We start from the raw sequence: 16,544 nt of genomic DNA, 5'->3' as shown, positions 1-16,544 counted from the left end.
GCCGCCGCCGTCGTTGCCGCCGCCGTCGGTCACGGTGAACTCCGAGCCGGTCGGCTTGAAACCGAACGAGCCGCAGTTGTTGATACCGACGGCACCCACGTTGCGAGCGTCGACGTTGGCGAAGGAGGCCGAGCCGGCCACCCGGGCACTGAGCACCGAGGTGCCGGTGCCGTCGACCCGGATGTCCTGGAACGCGACCCCGTTGATCGAGTAGAGGTCCTTCACGCCCCAGTCGCTGACCAGCATGATCGCGTTGTAGGTGCTGTCCAGGTAGTGGTCGCCGGTCACGCGGATCCGGGCGTCGATGCTCTTGTCGAGGGCGTAGAACCAGATCGCGCCGAGGCCGATCTTCCAGTTGAGTTCGAACGTGCCCGCCCGTACCACGGTGTTGTTCTTGATCGTCAGGTCGCCGGCGAACGGCTCGGCGCCGAACCGGGAGCCCACGTGGATGCCGCTGCCCTCGCGGATCGGGTCGGCGATCAGGTTGTTCGACACGGTGTTGTCGGTGCCGCCGTAGATGGCGATGCCGTTGGCCAGCGTCGGCGTCTGCACGGTGTTGTGGTCGAAGGTGTTGCCCGCGTTCGTCGTCTTCTCCGCCCACATGGCCAGGCCGTCGTCGCCGGTGTTGCGGATGAAGTTGTTGCGCACCACCGAATTCGTGACGCCGGTGTGGAAGTTGAGCGCGTCGGCGATCTGGTCGACGATCACGTTGCCGGTGATCCGCAGGTTGCGCATCGGGCCGTCGAACCACATGCCTACCTTGGTGTGCCGGATGAACAGGCCCTCGATGCTGGAGTCGCTGAGCGCCCCGCCGACGCCGTTCACCTGGTCGGTGTCGATGCGCTCACGGACGTCACCCTCGATCGTGAAGCCCTTCAGGTGCACGTTGCGGCTGCCACCGTCGGCGGCATCCTTGCCGTAGAACCCGACGCCGGTGTGCACCGAGCCGTCCGGGGCGGGCTGAGCCAGCGTGACCTGCTTGCCCTTGATGATCGTGTGCCAGCTGCCGGCGCCCTCGATCGTCACGTCGTCGACGATGATGTGCCGGTTCACCTGGAACGTGCCCGGTGGCACGTACACCTTGAGCCGGGCCCGCTTGGCGAAGGCGATCGCCTTGTCGAACGCGGCGGCGGAGTCCCGCCGCCCGGTCGGGTCGGCCCCGAAGAGCAGCACGTTCGCCGCGACCAGGTTGACGTGCGGGCGGGCGACGAGCTGCGAGTCGAGCAGGTCGATGACCGTCCACGCGGCGCCGGCCGAGGCGGTGAGCCGGATCCGGTCACCCGCGCGGTAGGTGCGGCCGAGCAGCATCCGCTGCTCGTCGAAGAAGTGCATGGGCCGGAACGGCTTCTCGACCTGCGGCGTGGGGGTGGTGGCCGACGGTACGCAGCCGCACTCGGTGATCCACCAGTCGGGGTGCAGCAGGTCCGCGGTCGGGTCGTTGCTGAACGGGTACTGGCTGTAGAGGTACGCGTACTGCGAGGTCAGGGTCATCGTGCCGGCCCGCTTGCCGTTGACGGCGATCTTCAGGGGTGCGGTGATCCCGCCGCCGGTGGGGGCGTCGGGGATGCTGTAGCGCACCGTGATCGCGTTGGCCGCGGCGGGCAGGACGAACTCGACGTACTGCCCCGGGGTCAGCTTGACCGCCGTACGCCCGGAGGCCTCACCGGCCACGGTGTAGGCGGCCCGGTCCGGGCCGATCCGGGAGCCGGTGAAGGTGGCGTTCTCCGCCTCCTGCTCGACGAAGTCCACTGTCGCGCCGCGGCCGGCGACGAGGGCGGGATCGAGGCCGGCGCGAGTCACGACGGGGGCGGCCGGGGCGGCACTTGCGGGGACGCCCGCGCCGAACACCAGCCCCAACCCGACTATGGAGGCGGTAGCCAGGACGGGCCACCTCACGTTCACAGACATCGAGGAGCTCATTTCTCTCGGGGAGCTCGTTCATCTCGGGAGCGACCTGACCTTAGGTCGGCTGTGACGAACTCCACAAGAGCCTGTCGACTAATTTCGTACTTCTGCTCGCTTCTTTCAGACCGGCTCGTTCGGCAGCACCACGAACTTGCCGACGGCGACGCCGGCCTCCATGTCCGCGTGCGCCTGGACGATCTGGTCGAAGCGGTAGGTGCGATCGAGCGGCACGACTGCCTCGCCCGCGGCGACCGCGTCGAGGAAGTCCTGAAGAACCGCCGGCGGCAGATCGTCGGCGTCGCCGCCGTAACCGGTCAGCCGGACGCCCCGCGGGATGTACCCGATGGGATAGAAGTCCGGCACGATCCACTCGTTGGACAGCATCCCGGCCATGCAGACGACCCCGAACCGGCCGGCGGAACGCAAGGTGTCGGGCAGCGTCGGCGTGCCGACCAGCTCGAGGGCGTTGTCCACACCGTCCGGCAGGATCGCGCGCACCTGGGCGGCCACGTCACCGTCGTCGAGAAGCACGTGGTCGACCCCGATAGCCCGCAGCGCGTCGGCCTTGGCGGGGTTGCGGGTGGTGGAGAGCACGGTCAGGCCGCGGCGCTTGGCGATGATCGCGGCGGCCATACCCACGGATGAGGTGCCACCCCGGACGAGCAGGGACTGTCCGGGCTGGGCGTCGAGGCCCTCGGTCAGTGCGCCGTACGCGGTCTGCAGCATCTCCGGCACCGCGCCGAGCGTGGCCCAGTCCAGGTCGCTGCGGAACGCGATCACCTGGGTCGCCGGGACGCAGGTGAACTGGGCGTAGCCGCCGTCGAAGGTGCGGCCCATCCCGCCCATCATCGCGAAGACCTGCTGCCCGACGGCGAACTCACCACCGGGTGCCGCGGCGACCACCCCGGTGGCCTCGATGCCGGGAACGCGCGGGAAGGTGACGCCGTCGGCGAGGCCGAGCCGGGTGTGCAGCTCGGAACGGTTCAGCCCGAACGCCTTGACCTGGATCAGCACCTGGCCGGGCCGGGGCACCGGGATGGGGAGCTGACGGATGTGCAGGGCCTCGGGTGGGCCCGGCGCATCGAGAACGACTGCTTCCATAGAAGTAGATTCCATGGAAGCAATGTAGCCCGGGTCGGCGGGGATGGCGCGGTGGCCTTGCGCACACATCTCGGCCGCTCAGCGCATGTCGGCCGCCAGATTGACTCGGAGGTGGGCGTCGACCCAGGCCGCGACGGCCGCGTCGCCGGGGTCCGGTCCGAGCCGGCCGGCCAGGGCTTCGACAGCCTCCGCGACCCGGCGCAGCCCAGCCCTGCGCAACCGTCCCGCCGCCGCGCGCAGCCGCCCGGGCATGGTGGCGGGCGCATGCTGGAGACCGACGTGGGCCAGCTCAGCGAGCAACGCCACGGCCTCGTCCAAGGCCAGACCGATCGCGTCCGTGGCGAGAGACGGAGCGTCGTCGGGATCAGCTCCGCGAGCGGCCTCGGCAAGGTCGGGAACCACCACGGAACCGTCGAGAGCGAAGCCGATCGGGTCGACCACCACGCCACCACCAGCGCGGCGGACACTGCCGGCGACGAACCGCAGCTCCCCACGCAGAGCGGCGGCCATGCTGTCGAGCCGGCCCGGAGCACAGGCCGTGTGGGTGGCGGACACCACGGCGGTGACCCCGGCGGCGTCGGCGATGACGGCATCGAGGCGCTGGGCACCGGGTGCGTAGCTGACTGCGTGGACCTCGGCGACCGGGATGACGCGTACCAGCTCAGCCTCGACCCGGGCCCGGACCGGGCGGGGCGGCAGCGCATCGAGCTCGTCGGAAAGGGCGGCCAGGTCGTCCGCGATCAGCGCCGGCGGCAGATCCTGCCAGGAACCCCGCGACGTCATCGCCTCCGTGCGGCTCAACCGCCGGGTGCCGAGCCGAACAGCCCGGCTCGCACTACGGGCGGCGGACTCGGTGACGACAGCGCCGCCGGCCAGGGCACCGATGCTGACGCCGGCCACCCGCCGGCCGGCAAGCTCGGGCCCGCTGCCAGTGGTCTCGTAGGTGCGGCGCAACACGAGCACGGTGGCACTGTCGGCGTGAGCGAGGAAGATCTCGACCGTTCGCTCGCCACCGATCGCGGACACGCGCGCACCGAGACCGTCCAGCCGGGCCCGGCGTAGCGGGGTCTCGGACGCCTCGTCGGTCCCGAGCACCCGGGACCGCAAAGCTCGGCGTTCGGCGGTGCTGGTCACCGCACGGTGGCGGGCGTGCAGCTCGGCCAGGTGATCGGCTAGTGCCTCGGGTCGGTAGCGGGCGCTGCGGTCCCGGTAGGCCTCCAGCTGAGCGACGAGATCATCGACCGCGAGGAGGGGCCATCGCATCCGGGCGGCTTCCAGGGCGCGGCGGACCGCGGTGACCTCCGCCGTTATTCCCGCGCCGACGTGGACGGCGCCTTCGCGGAGGACCACGTTCGTGAGGGCTATGGCGGCGTCCAGGGCCGGGCTGTCGGTGGCGGCCGCGGTGCCGCCTACCTGCACTTGCGCGTCGACGTCGGATCGGGAGGACGCGTCCGCTTCGCGGAATGCCCAGACGGCCAGGGCCAGGACGTCATCGCGCGCTCCGGCGACCGCGTCGGTCCGGGCGAAACCCAGATCCCCGGGTACGAGGAAGCGCACGGTTGCGGTCGGCAGTTCCACACTGGGCACCGGGTCGCCGGGTCTCGCCCGGTGCACCCGGGCGATGTATCCCGTGCGCAGGACTCGGCGGGCGGCGGCCATCATGCGTGCGCCGATCCGGGCCAAAAGTTGGTCGTCGGTGAAGTCGCCTGGCGACCATCCGGTTTGCGCAGTCGTGGTCGTCACGGGCTCGCCGGATGGGGTGGGCGATCCCGCTGTGTGGCCCGGATCTGGACCGGCAGGCGGCCCGGCTGAGGGATCTTGATGCTCGTCGGTGGGCTCGACCGCGAGAGCGGGATGTTCGACGGTCGGCGCCGCTGTCGAGTCCGCCTGATCGATGGGTGGCGCCGCCGGTTGGCCGGGCGGCATCGCTGGGAGATCCGGCTGACCGGCAGACGGCACCGCCGGGAAACCGGGCTGACCGGCGGCCGGACCCGCCACAGCATTCTGCTGCCCACCGGCCGGCGCGGATGAGGCTTCCGGATGACCGGCGGCTGGGTGATCGGTTTCGTCGATGTGGCTCAGGTAGGCGAGGACCAGGCCGACGATGTGCCGGCACACGCCGGGGGCGCCGCAGCTGCATCGTCCCTGTTCGAGCCCGCCGGTCGGCAAAACGGTGGTCACACCGTCGTCGTAGGTGGCGTGGACTGTCGCTTCGTCGTCCTCGCTGATTGCCGGGGCTGAGCGCTCGATCTCGCGCGCTGCCCGCTTCACCAGGCCTCGGTTTGTCAGCTCCGCCAGCGTCGCGGGCGTCAGCGCCCGCAGGTCTGCCCTCACCTCGCCCTCCGACAGCCGGCTGCGCTTCCCGCGGGTGTAGCGGCGCTCATCGGCCCACCTGTTCGGCGACGAAGGCCGCCAGCTCACCCGGTGTCATCGCACCCACCGAGGCTCCCACGTCGGCCAGTTGCTGGGCTGTTTCGCGGTCGTAGCTGGGGTTCGCGTCCTGGTCCAGGGCGGCCAGGCCGAGGACCTTGGTGCCCTGCTCGACGAGCTCCCGGACCGTACGGATCAGCAACGCCGGGGAACCGCCCTCGTAGAAGTCGGTGATCAGGACGACGATCGCCCGGCGGGGCTGGTCGATCAGGCCGGCGCCGTAGCGGACCGCGCGGCCGATGTCGGTGCCGCCGCCGAGCTGGACCTTCATCAGCAGCTCGACCGGGTCGTCGACCTCGCTGGTCAGGTCGACCACGTCGGTGTCGAACGCGACCAGGTGCGTCCGCACGCCCGGCAGGCCATACAGGCAGGCCGCCGTCACCGCGGAGTGGATGACCGAGTCGACCATCGAGCCGGACTGGTCGACGAGCAGGATCACCTGCCACTGCTCGACGTGCTTGCGGGTACGGGAGAAGAAATGCGGCGTCTCGATGTACAGCCGGCGTTCGTCCGGGCGGTAATGGCCGAGGTTGGCGCGGATGGTCCGCCTCATGTCGAAGTCGCGGGCCTGCTTCCACCGGCTCGGCCGCCGGGCCCGGGTGCCGGTGAACGCCGCCCGTACCTCGGTGGCCATCCTCGCCATCAGGTCGCGGACGACGGCTTCGACGATGCGGCGGGCCAGCCGCAGTACCTCGGGGTTCATCAGGTGCTTGGTCTGCAGGACGGCCTTGAGCAGCGCCGGGTTCGGTTCGATCCGTTCCAGCACAGCCGGATCCGTGACGATGTCGGTGATCTCGTAGCGTTCGATGGCGTCGCGCTGCAGTCGTTCGACCGTCTCGCGGGGGAAGAGCCGGTTGATGTCGTTCAGCCAGTCCACAGTGGTCAGCGCGGACGGCCCGTCACCGCCGGCCCGGCCCTGGCTGCGCCGGACGTCGCGTTTCTCGAGCTCGCCGTCGCGGCCGTAGAGCCAGTCCAGCGCCGCGTCGCGGGCGAGGCCGTCCGCTCCGAGCGGGCCCAGCTTCGTCGCCGGGGCGCCGAGGACCAGCCGCCAGCGTTCGAGATCCGGATCAGTCATGGGCTCCACCCGTCAGTCCCTCGCGGCGCAGTACGGCATCGACCCTGTCGTCCAGCACCATCCCGGCGGCGACCAGCTCGGGATCGGTGACGCCGCGCAACAGGCTGCGCCCGGTGCCGGCGAGGCCACGGCGTTCCAGCAGCCGGCCGGCGATGATCTCCCGCTCTCGCGGCGGGAAGAACTCGAACGCCTGCCGCAGTCCCGGCACCGCGACGAGGAATTCCTCGGCCGCCATCGCGGACAGCAGTTCGTCGAGGAGCCCGATCACGGCCGGGGTGTGCAGCACCTCCTCCCGCGCGAGCGCGAAGAGACCGGCCAGCCAGTCCCCCGCCGACTCGGGATGGAAGGCGCCGCGGACCGCGCGCTCAGGATCAAGCTCCCCGACCTGGGGCTCCGGCTCGCGAGCCCCAGGTCGCGCCGGAGCAAGCGGAACACCCGGCGACGCCGGACCAAGCGGAACACCCGGCGACGCCGGAGCAAGCGGAACACCCGGCGACGCCGGGCCAAGCGGCACATCCAAAGGCGCCGGGCCAAGCGGGACATCCGCGGGCTCTTCACCCACAACATCAGCCGGCGCCGGTTGCAGGGCCCAGCGCAGACCGAAAGCAGCACCCCGCAGATCAGGCGGCGCCTCGGCGTCGGCCGCGACTCGGGCCACCACTTCCAGCGCTGCCGTCAAATCAAGGTGCAGCTTCGGACGGGCGTACCGCAGAGCGTCCCGGCACGCCGCCAGCGCCCCGATCCGCCCCAGGTCAGCGGCTGCGGACCGCCCGTGCACGCCCTCGGCCAGCCACAGGATGCGCCGCACCGACGCGACGATGACCACCGCGAGCGTCGCACTCTGCGCCGTCCCCAGGATGCGGTCGTGTCGCCACATCGTGAGGACGACCGCGAGCATCCGGCCGAGTGAGCCGAGGTCTGCCGCCGCCGCGACCGTGCTTTCGATGGCCGACAGCGCCTGCTCGGACACGTCCGCCGTGCCGGACAGAGCCGCATCGAACAGCACAGCCGCGAGCAGGTCCACGTCGCGGCCGGCGTGGGCGGCGCGTTCGGCCAGGACCGCCGCGCACGCGTCGGCGAGGGTGGCACCGTACGCGCCGGCCTCGATGAATGCGGTGAGTCGCTCGGGGCCCGGCCGTAGCGTCCAGCGTTCCTTGAGGATCGGGTCGAGGCCCGTCGACGGGCCGGAGTCGCGGCGGAATCCTGGCACGGCCAGCACGCGGACGCGGTGCAGGACCTGGCTGCGGGCCCGGTCCGCGGCGACGGTCAGGTCCAGGTCGAGGTCGTCGCTTCCGTCCAGGCCGAGGCGTTCGAGCTCCGCGTTGACGTGGTGCACCAGCGGCGGCGCGGGCGTGCCGGGGTGCAGGCGGCCGACGCGGCTGCCGCTGAGTGCGGCGACCATCTCGACCACGACCGGATGGCTGCCGGTCCGGAGGGTGCCCCGGGCCGCCCACGGCAGGGGTACGTCCAGCGCCTCGTTCACCAGCGCGGAGGCCAGCCCGTCCAGCACGTCCGTACGGGCCGGATGCCGATGCCCCCGCACCGTGGCCAGCCCTTCCGCGGTGACCCGGGCCGCGATGAGGTCCGCCGTGGACACCGGCTGTTTGCGTTCGCGGAGCCGTCCCGCCACCGACTCGGTGAGGTGTCGCGCCGCAGCCTGCGGCCCCGACTCCCACAGCTCCTGGTAGTAGCCGGGCGACGGCATCCCGCTCTGGTAGCCGTCGAAGGCGTCCAGCCGCCGGAACGAGTACGGCACCAGGAAACTCCCGCCGACCGCGTCCGGTGGCAGCATCGGCACCTCGGGCCACCCCGCTGCCGACGGGTCACTCGCGAGCGCGGACACCAGCGCGGGCCGGTGGAACCCGCCGGTCACCACCACGACCGGCCGTTCCCCCGCTTCGGCAGCCGCGGCCCGTACCCACTGCGCCATGTACGCCTCGCGGGCGGTGTCCGACTCGCCGGCGGCCGACTCCCCGCGTACGAGATCGAAGTAGACCGCGAGTCGCTCCGCCAGATCGTGGTCGGCGGCGATCTCGAAGAGGTGGTCCCACAGCACGTCCACGTTGTCGACGCCGAAGCTGCCGCACAGCCGCTGCATCACGTCGGCGTAGCGCAGCTCAGCGTCCGCATAGCGGTTGCTGCGCCCGGCGAAGGCGGGATGCCAGGCCGGCAGGTCGATGAACTTCAGCTCGGCACCGACCGCGCGGCCGTGGGTGAGCGCCACCCATTCCGGCGAGTACGCGCAGAACGGCGCCCACGACCCGTGCCGCCGCTCGCCGTCGCGGTAACTGCTGAACACGGCGACCGGCAGCTCATGGCCGAGCAGCAGCTCCCCGATCCGCTCGTTGAGGTCCGCCGGCCCCTCGATCAGCACGTACGCGGGCCGCAGCTCCTCGATCGTGGCGGCGACCAGCCGGGCGCACGCCGGGCTGTGGTGGCGGACCCCGATGAACGTGACCGTCACGGCTCAGCCCGGCAGCAGGTGACGGGCGTTGTGCAGGGCCTGCCACTGCTCGCCGTTGCGCCAGGTGACCTGCTGGGCCAGGTAGCGTCGCAGCTTCGCCAGGTCCTCCGGGTTGTCCTTGGCCGCGGTGCCGGCGAGGCAGGACACGAGGTCCTCGGCCGTGCCGGGCTCGCCGCGCAGGAACCAGCCCCGCAGCCCGACCGCGTGGGCGACGGACACAGCCTCGGCGGTGCTCATGACCGCCGACAGCCGGTCGATCGAGTCGCCGCGGGCGGTCTCCCCGGTGCGTAGCTCCCGGAAGGTGGTCACCAGCACCTCGAGGACATCGCGCCGGGGCTCAGCGGTGACTCCGGAACGCCGCAGCAGCGCCGACGCCTCAGCCTCGACCAGTGCCAGTTCGGTGCCGAAGTCGGCGATCGGGAAGACCGTCTCGAAGTTGAAGCGCCGTTTCAAGGCGGAGCTCATGTCGTTGACGCCGCGGTCGCGGGTGTTCGCCGTGGCGATGATGCTGAAGCCGTCGCGGGCGAAGACCATCGACTCCGGGCCGGTCAGCTCCGGGATCGCCAGGACCCGGTCGGACAGCGGGGAGAGCAGGCAGTCCTGGACCTCCAGCGGGCAGCGGGTGATCTCCTCGAAGCGGACGGTGCGGCCCTCGGCCATGCCGCGCAGCAGGGGCGCGGGCACCAGCGAACGCGGGGACGGGCCGTCGGCGACGAGCAGGGCGTAGTTCCAGGAGTAGCGGATCTGGTCCTCGGTGGTGGCGGCACCGCCCTGGATGGTGAGCGTGGAGTCGCCGCTGACCGCGGCGGCGAGCAGCTCGGACAGCAGGGACTTCGCCGTGCCGGGCTCGCCGACCAGCATCAGCCCGCGGCTGGTCGCCAGCGTGATCAGGGCGCGTTCGATCAGCGAGGGGTCGCCGACGAACTTGCGGCTGATGCCCAGCTTGCTGTCACCGACGACGAACCGGCGGGCGGCCTGCACGCTGAGCACCCACCCGGGCGGGCGCTCGGCGGTGTCGGCCGCCCGCAACCGGGCCAGCTCGTCGGCGTAACGCACCTCGGCCGGCGGCCGCTGCACCTGACCGGCGGCCTCACCAACCTCCACAACAGACTCCGGACCGAGCCCGGCCGCCGATCCAGAAAAGCCAGCGGCCGAACCGGAACCGGCGGAGGCCGGCGAGGTGGAAGCCGGCGAGGTGGAAGCCGGCGAGGTGGAAGCCGGCGAGGTGGAAGCCGGCGAGGTGGAGGAAGGACCGGCCGGGCCGGCCGGGCCGGAGGACGGACGAGCGGGCGTCATGCGGTCAGCTCCGTCAGGTCGCGGATGATTTCCGAGGCGGTGACCGGGTCGAGCCGGCCCAGCGGGACGTAGCCCTGGTTGGCACTCCAGCGGCCGCCCGTGCCGTCGGACACGTAGATCGATTCCAGGGTCTGCTCCGGGAAGATGTCCATCGCGCCGATCGCGATGCCCGGCTCCAGGCTGATGACGACCTCCTGGCCCGGACCGACAGCCAGCTCGATGCGGCCCTGCACGCCCGCGTCCTGCGGGGTCTCGCGCCGCCAGCCTTTGCGTTCGAGGCCGATCACCCGGCCGGTCGGCACGGTGTGTCCTTCGAAGCGGGTCAGCCGGCCGCTGGCCGCCTCCTCCGCGGTCAGGCTGAACGTCTCGCGGCTGAGCTGCGCGAACGGTTGCAGGATCTCGTAGTCCGCGAAGACCTCGACCCAGTCGGGCCGGTGGTCGCCCAGGTGCAGCGGGTGGGCGACCCCGACCGACGCGTCGGCGGCCAGCGACACCTCGTCGTCGTGCACGTCCGAGAAGCTTCTGTCCTCGGCCACTCGGATCGCCCCGGTCGGCTGGCCGTTCTCGTCGTAGACCGCCCAGACCAGGCGGCGGACGATGTGCCAGAGCAGCGGGTGGGCGACGAACAGCTGGCGGAACTCGGCGCCGGTCCAGCGGCGGCCGGTGACCATCGCTCGTTCGAGGCGGCGGATCTGGTCGGTGGCGACCGTGCGGACGTCCTTCTTCAGCGCGGCGAACCGCTGGTAGGCCGCGGGTGCCAGCTCGGCGTCGTCGCGGGCGCCGGGCTTGGGCAGGGCCTTGAGGTGCTTGCCGGCGCTGTCCGCCACGTACGGGCGGAGCTGCTCGTCGAAGCCGACCGTGAACTGGCGGGTGCCGTAGTCGAGCACCATGCTGCCGGCGTCGTCGAGCCCGAACCGGGGCACCAGCCGGTCGGCGAGCTGGTCGGCGCTGAGCCCCAGCCCGGCGGCGACCTCATCCATCTTCTGACCCGCGGCCGCCTTGAGCCCCTTGAACTTCGCCCGTTGCGCGATGCCGTGCAGGTGCATGAGGGCCACGTCGGTGCCGATCCGGGCCAGCACCTGCACGCCGGTGACCGCCCGCGCGTGTCCGCCCTCGCCGGGCCAGGCCAGGATCACCGGGGTCAGCCGGCGGACGGTCTCGTCGTCGCCGACCACGCCCAGGGTCTCCAGGACCCAGCTCTCCTTGCTGTTGGCCCCGGAGGTCTGCCAGCGCTGGAAGAGACCCCAGGCGAACTCGGCGAGGTCGGCCGGCTCGCACGCCTGCCGGACGACGTCGACCCCGGCGTACGGCGTGCCGGCCCGGCCCAGCGCGAGCACCATCACCAGGTTGGTGACCGCCTCGGCGGGCAGGGCGCCGGCGCCGTCACGCAACCGCACCGGGGGCAGCAGTCCGGGGACGGCCCAGGCGGGCACGGCCGGGAGCTTGGCCGGCAGCACGGACAGCGGATCGGTCTCCAGCAACGTCTGGATGGCCGCGGCCGCCGCGTCGCCGTAGCTCTGGGCGGCCGAGCGCACGACCTCGGTGTATCCGTTGGCGTGCAACGCGAGCAGCGCCCCCTCGGCCTGGCGGCGTGGCACACCGGCCTTGTCGAGCGCCGCCGGCACCAGCGCCCGGGCGGCTGCCTCGGGGTGCCGCCGCAGCCAGGTGAGGGCGGTCTCGCGGACGCTCTTGAGCCGTGCGTACGCGTCGGCCATCAGGACCGCGATTTCCGGAGCGGCGAGGGGCAGCAGCAGACCGGCCGCCTCCGCGGGGCTGCGCCGGGCCAGATCCAGGGCCGCCGGCAGGGCGTCGAGCTCGAACCGGGCGACGACGATCCGCATCCACAGGGCGGCCTGCCAGGTGTCGCGCACCCGCCACGTCGCCAGGAGCGGGCGGGCGAACTCCTCGGGCGCGGCGACGAAGAACTCGGCCGGCTCGGACCAGCGGCTGGTGCCGGCCGCGATCCGCTCGGCCCGGCCCTGCCAGTCGCCGGTGACGTCGGCATACATCTCGTAGCGGGTCTGCCGCCAGCTCTCCCGCTCGTCGTGGAGCCAGCTGATCGAGGGCGCGTCGGTGCAGGTCAGGCCGGTGATCACCACTGGCTTGGCGGCTCGTTGCGAGTGCCGCCACGGCGGGTCGAGCAGCAGCGGCGGCACGGCCGACAGGGGCGCCGGCACGACTGCCGCTGCCTGCTCACGGATAGCCTCCACGCGCTGCCGGGCCGGAGCGCTGAGCAGCGGCAGAACCGGCTCGACGACGCCGGGATGGGCGAGCACGTGGGCGCGCAGCAGCTCGGCCACGGCGGGCTTGGTGGCGCTCTCGGCGAGCATCCGCAGGGCCCGTGCGGGACTGCGGTCGGCCGCCTCGAGCAGGGTCGGCGGCACGTACTTGACGTCGATCCGGTCGATCAGCCCGCGCATCACCTCGTCGCTGGGCAGCACGGCGAGCACGCTCAGCAGCCGCCGCTCGGCCTCGGCGAAGTCGATGGTGTCGAGCCAGTGGAACAGGGCCGGTGCCGCGGCGACGCCGACGCCGTCGACCAGGGTGGCCAGCATCGCCATCGACGAGGGCACGGAGTAGGGGCTGACGATCGCCGCGAGCGCGGTCACCTGCTTTTCTGAGCCGGCGGCGCTCAGCAATGCGGCCGCGCGGCAGCCGTCCGCGTCGGTGATCGCGGTGTCGACGTCCTCGGCCACCCACTCGTGCCGGGCCGGCACCAGCACCGACGTCGCCGTCCGCGCGTAGGCCCCGGCCGCCCGGTACGGCGTGATGGCCTCGATCACCTCGGCATGCTCCGCCTCGGAGGCGGCCGCGAGTGCCGTGCGGACGCGCAGCGCGGTCATCAGCGCCGGATCGCTGTGCCAGCCGCGACGTTCCTCGCCCGGGCGGATGACCCGGATGCCGAAGTGCTGGTGGGCGCTGGCCCGCGGACCGGGCGGGAGGCCGTCGTCGAGCTTGAGGGTCATCAGCTCGACCGCGGCCACGGCGGCGAAGGGCAGCCCCCGCTCGGCGATCCACAGGTCGGCGAAGGCGACGAACTTCTCGTTGACGTCCCAGTTGCCCAGGGTCGCGGCGGCGGCGACGGCGGCTGCTCCGAGCGGGGTGGCCTGCGGATCTCCCTCCAGCCAGTCCGCGCCGGCCCGGGCCACGGCCGGATCGGTGACCGGTGCCTGGAAGGCCTTGAGGACTCCGCCGGGGCGGCGGCTGAGGAGCTCGTCGGTCACCGCGCGTGCCTTGGCGTCGAGCACGAACGTGGCGAGGCCGGTGCTGCCGCGGCGGGCGTAGCGGTGCCGGTGCCAGGCGGCCGGGAGGACGAAGGTGTCCTCGTCGGCGGGTGCGGTGGCAGCGGGCGGCGTCGGTTCCGGTGTGCGGGAGGGGGGCGCCGGTGCGGTTGTCGCGGCCGTCTCGCCGTACCCCTTCCGGGTCTTCTCGGCGATCAGCTTGCCCTCGTGGGTGGCGGCCTCGGCCGCCGTGGCGAAGGTCTTGACCTTGGTCTGGCCCGTCGTGCCGACGCGCCCCCAGCGGACCGTCACCTCGGTGCCGACCTGGTCGATCTCCCAGAACTTCGCCGACGTGCCGTCGGCGAACTCGAAACTGCGCATGTGCGAAACCCTCCATCGGCACCGGTGCGAGGCACGGTAGCGATCCGGTACGACAAAATCATCGGATGGGTAGACCGGTGGTGGGAGTTGGATTGATCTTGGTGGATCCGGGCGGGCGGGTGCTGCTCGGTAACCGCATCAAGGCCGGCGAGGAGCCGACCTGGTGCCTGCCCGGCGGTCACGTCGAGGGCGGCGAGACCATCGAGCAGGCGGCCGCCCGGGAGGCGGCCGAGGAGGCGGGCATCGGGGGTACGCAGCCAGAAGTCATCGCCATCGGCGTGCAGACCACGGGCAGCGGGATGACCGCCGCGGCCGTGGCACCGTGGCCCGGCACCCCGCCGCAGGCCCTCGAACCGGACGTCCTGACCGACTGGGGCTGGTATGCCCCGGACGAGCTGCCCGAGCCGCTCTACCCGCCGTCGGCCATGAGCCTCACCGTCTGGCGCGGCCTGCCCCCGCCCGACGGCTGGCGCGTCTACCCGGTGCGTTAGCCGCGTTCGGCCGCGACCAGTTCCCGGGTGGCCGGGGCGACCTCGGCCGCGAAGCGTTCGATCGTCGCCGGGTCGTCGGCGGCCAGGATGAAGGCGCTGACGCCGTGTTCCAGGGTCAGCCCGGCCAGGTCCTCGGCCCACTGCTCGGCCGGGCCCTGCAGGAAGGCCCGCCCGGCCGGGGCGAATTCGCCGCTGATGTTGAGCAGCCGCCGGACCGCCCGCGGATCCCGGCCGGCCGCCTGGGCGCCCTCGTCGATGTGCTGGTTGATCGCCGTGAGGTCGTCCGCGCCGTTCGGCAGGTAGCCCAGCGACGGCAGGGCGCCGTCCGCGGCCCGGCCGATCAGCCGGAGCATCCGCGGCTTGTACGCCCCCACCCAGATCTTGATGTCGTGCGCCGGCGCGGGCCCCCGCTTGGCCCCGCTGACCCGGTAGAAGTCGCCTTCCACCTTGACCGGCCCGGCCTTGTCGGCGGACCAGATCTCCCGGATGATCTCGATGCCCTCGGCCAGCGCGGCCACCGACTCACCCGGGCTCAGCCGGCGGCTGCCCATCGCCTCGATCGCGTCCCAGAAGCCGCCGGCGCCGATGCCGAGCTCGATCCGGCCGCCGCTGAGCAGGTCGAGGCTCGCCGCCGCCCGGGCCAGCACGGCCGGCGGGCGCAGCGGCAGGTTGAGCACGTTGCCGCTGAGGTGGATCCGCTCGGTACGGGCCGCCGCGTACGACAGCAGCGTCCAGGTGTCGTGGAAGCGCGGCAGGTACGGGTGGTCCTGAAAGGTGGCCAGGTCCAGCCCGGCCCGGTCCGAGACGACGGCGAGTTCCGCCGCCTGGTGCACGGGTTGCGCGGTGGGCGTGATGAACGTGCCGAAGAGCAGGTCGTGCCCGTAGTCGGTCATCGGGTCTCCTGGGTGGTCCGGATCGGGAAGTTGTCGCGGAACAGGTGCTGCGGGTCGTAGCGGCGTTTGAGCTCCCGCAACCGTTCCAGGGTGCGCGGCGGGAAGGCGTCGGCGAGGCGTTCCGGGCGCTGGTCGCTCTCGAAGCTGACGTAGAGGCCGTCGAAGTGGGTGGCCAGGGCGTCCCAGAGCGGGTCGAGCCGGCGCTTGCTGGAGCCCATCACCACCACCGAGAAGTTGGCCGAGCGGTAGCCGTAGGCGGTGGCGTCGGCAGGGACGTCGGCCACCGCGCCGCCGACCGTGCGGATCTGGAACCAGTGGATCGCGCCGCTGGCGATCAGCGCGGCCGCGGCCGCCGCGAACTCCGGGGTCAGGTGCTCGATCAGCCCGGACCGCGAGACCGGCTCTCCCTCGGCCTGGTGGTAGCCGTCGCCGGCCCGGGCCAGCACCGCCGCGTATGGCGCCAGCACCACGTTCTGCTGGTACAGCGGCCCGGCACTCGCCACCGGGGTGAGCTGGTCGATGATCGTCTGCGGGTCGTCGTTGTCGACCATGGCCATCAGCTGCGCGACGCCGGGCTGCCCCGGACGCGGCCGGCCCATGATCAGCTGCCCGCTGAGGTCGCGCGGCGCGGCCTCGATCGCCGCACCCCAGCGCACCAGCAGGTCCGCCGGATCGTCGGCGCCCACCACGAACTGCGCCCAGCCCACCTCGCCGACCTGGTCCACCTCGAAGTCGAACGAGGTCACCACGCCGAAATTGGCCCCGGCCCCGCGGACGGCCCAGAACAGCTCCGGGTTCTCGTCCTCGGCGGCGCGGACCACCGAGCCGTCGGCCAGCACGATCTCCACCGCGCGCAGGTGGTCGATGGTGAGCCCGTGCTTGCGGGCCAGCCAGCCGACCCCACCCGCGGTGGCCAGGCCACCGACCCCGACCCCGCCGTAGTCGCCCGAGCTCAGGGCCCAGCCGTACGGCCGCAGCGCGTCGGCCACCTCCGACCAGCGGGCGCCCGGTCCCACGCGGATGAGCCGGCGCTGCTCGTCGAGCACCTCGATGGTGTTCATCGCGGCCACGCTCAGCACCAGGCCGCCGTCGTTGGTGGACCGTCCGCTGATCCCGTGCCCGGCGCTGCGTACCGAGAAGGGCAGGCCGGGATGGGCGCGGACGAAGGCCAGCGCGTCGACCACCTCGGCGGTGCTGCGGGCCCGCAGGACGAGACCGGGCGCCCCGCCGCGCATGTACGTCGAGCCCGGTGACCTGGACTACGCCCGGGTGCGCTCGACGTACATG

At 72.4% G+C, this 16,544-nt stretch carries 11 protein-coding genes; 2 read left to right on the top strand and 9 right to left on the bottom strand.

Annotation, left to right across the window (positions count from 1 at the left end; genetic code table 11):
• From AB0C29_RS08360 to AB0C29_RS08350, 3 genes are all read right to left on the bottom strand, one after another.
• The coding region (locus tag AB0C29_RS08360; RefSeq protein WP_360817027.1) for a glycosyl hydrolase family 28-related protein at positions 1-1,908 on the bottom strand (1,908 nt) is incomplete at its 3' end.
• A 117-nt stretch (positions 1,909-2,025) separates the two neighbouring features.
• Complete coding sequence (locus AB0C29_RS08355; protein ID WP_360817024.1) at positions 2,026-3,021, bottom strand: zinc-binding alcohol dehydrogenase family protein; 996 nt, start codon at positions 3,019-3,021, stop codon at positions 2,026-2,028.
• A 63-nt stretch (positions 3,022-3,084) separates the two neighbouring features.
• On the bottom strand, positions 3,085-4,668 hold the full coding sequence (locus AB0C29_RS08350; RefSeq protein ID WP_360817021.1) for a hypothetical protein: 1,584 nt from the start codon (positions 4,666-4,668) through the stop codon (positions 3,085-3,087).
• A gap of 378 nt (positions 4,669-5,046) precedes the next feature.
• Between AB0C29_RS08350 and AB0C29_RS08345 the strand changes: the two genes are divergently transcribed.
• On the top strand, positions 5,047-5,247 hold the full coding sequence (locus AB0C29_RS08345) for a hypothetical protein (protein WP_360817018.1): 201 nt from the start codon (positions 5,047-5,049) through the stop codon (positions 5,245-5,247).
• Positions 5,248-5,386: 139 nt separating this feature from the next.
• On the opposite strand, the gene AB0C29_RS08340 is transcribed toward AB0C29_RS08345, so the two are convergent.
• From AB0C29_RS08340 to AB0C29_RS08325, 4 genes are all read right to left on the bottom strand, one after another.
• Positions 5,387-6,511 (bottom strand): VWA domain-containing protein, encoded by a 1,125-nt coding sequence (locus AB0C29_RS08340; protein ID WP_360817015.1) that lies wholly within the window; start codon positions 6,509-6,511, stop codon positions 5,387-5,389.
• Positions 6,504-8,975, bottom strand: a complete 2,472-nt coding sequence (locus AB0C29_RS08335) for a DUF5682 family protein (RefSeq protein WP_360817012.1) — start codon at positions 8,973-8,975, stop codon at positions 6,504-6,506. The genes AB0C29_RS08340 and AB0C29_RS08335 overlap by 8 nt, the downstream gene beginning before the upstream one ends.
• Before the next feature lie 3 nt (positions 8,976-8,978).
• Positions 8,979-10,079, bottom strand: coding sequence for an AAA family ATPase (locus AB0C29_RS08330; protein WP_360817009.1), 1,101 nt, complete (start codon positions 10,077-10,079; stop codon positions 8,979-8,981).
• Between the two features lie 188 nt (positions 10,080-10,267).
• Positions 10,268-13,873: a DUF4132 domain-containing protein gene (locus tag AB0C29_RS08325; RefSeq protein WP_360817006.1), complete on the bottom strand. Its 3,606-nt coding sequence runs from the start codon at positions 13,871-13,873 to the stop codon at positions 10,268-10,270.
• A 65-nt stretch (positions 13,874-13,938) separates the two neighbouring features.
• On the opposite strand from AB0C29_RS08325, the gene AB0C29_RS08320 reads away from it, so the two are divergent.
• Positions 13,939-14,364, top strand: a complete 426-nt coding sequence (locus AB0C29_RS08320) for an NUDIX domain-containing protein (protein ID WP_360817003.1) — start codon at positions 13,939-13,941, stop codon at positions 14,362-14,364.
• Here AB0C29_RS08320 and AB0C29_RS08315 read toward each other — a convergent pair.
• Both AB0C29_RS08315 and AB0C29_RS08310 read right to left on the bottom strand, forming a co-directional pair.
• Positions 14,361-15,257, bottom strand: coding sequence for an LLM class flavin-dependent oxidoreductase (locus tag AB0C29_RS08315; protein WP_360817000.1), 897 nt, complete (start codon positions 15,255-15,257; stop codon positions 14,361-14,363). The two genes, AB0C29_RS08320 and AB0C29_RS08315, sit on opposite strands and share 4 nt — an antisense overlap.
• A complete protein-coding gene (locus AB0C29_RS08310) occupies positions 15,254-16,492 on the bottom strand; it encodes an FAD-binding oxidoreductase (RefSeq protein ID WP_360816998.1) in 1,239 nt (412 codons plus the stop codon). Before AB0C29_RS08310 ends, AB0C29_RS08315 begins: the two co-directional genes overlap by 4 nt.
• Between the last annotated feature and the right edge of the window lie 52 nt (positions 16,493-16,544).

It is taken from the genome of Actinoplanes sp. NPDC048791, from assembly GCF_040650095.1.
In the GTDB taxonomy this organism is placed as follows: Bacteria; Actinomycetota; Actinomycetes; order Mycobacteriales; family Micromonosporaceae; genus Actinoplanes.
This window is presented reverse-complemented; position numbering and strand designations above follow the sequence as displayed.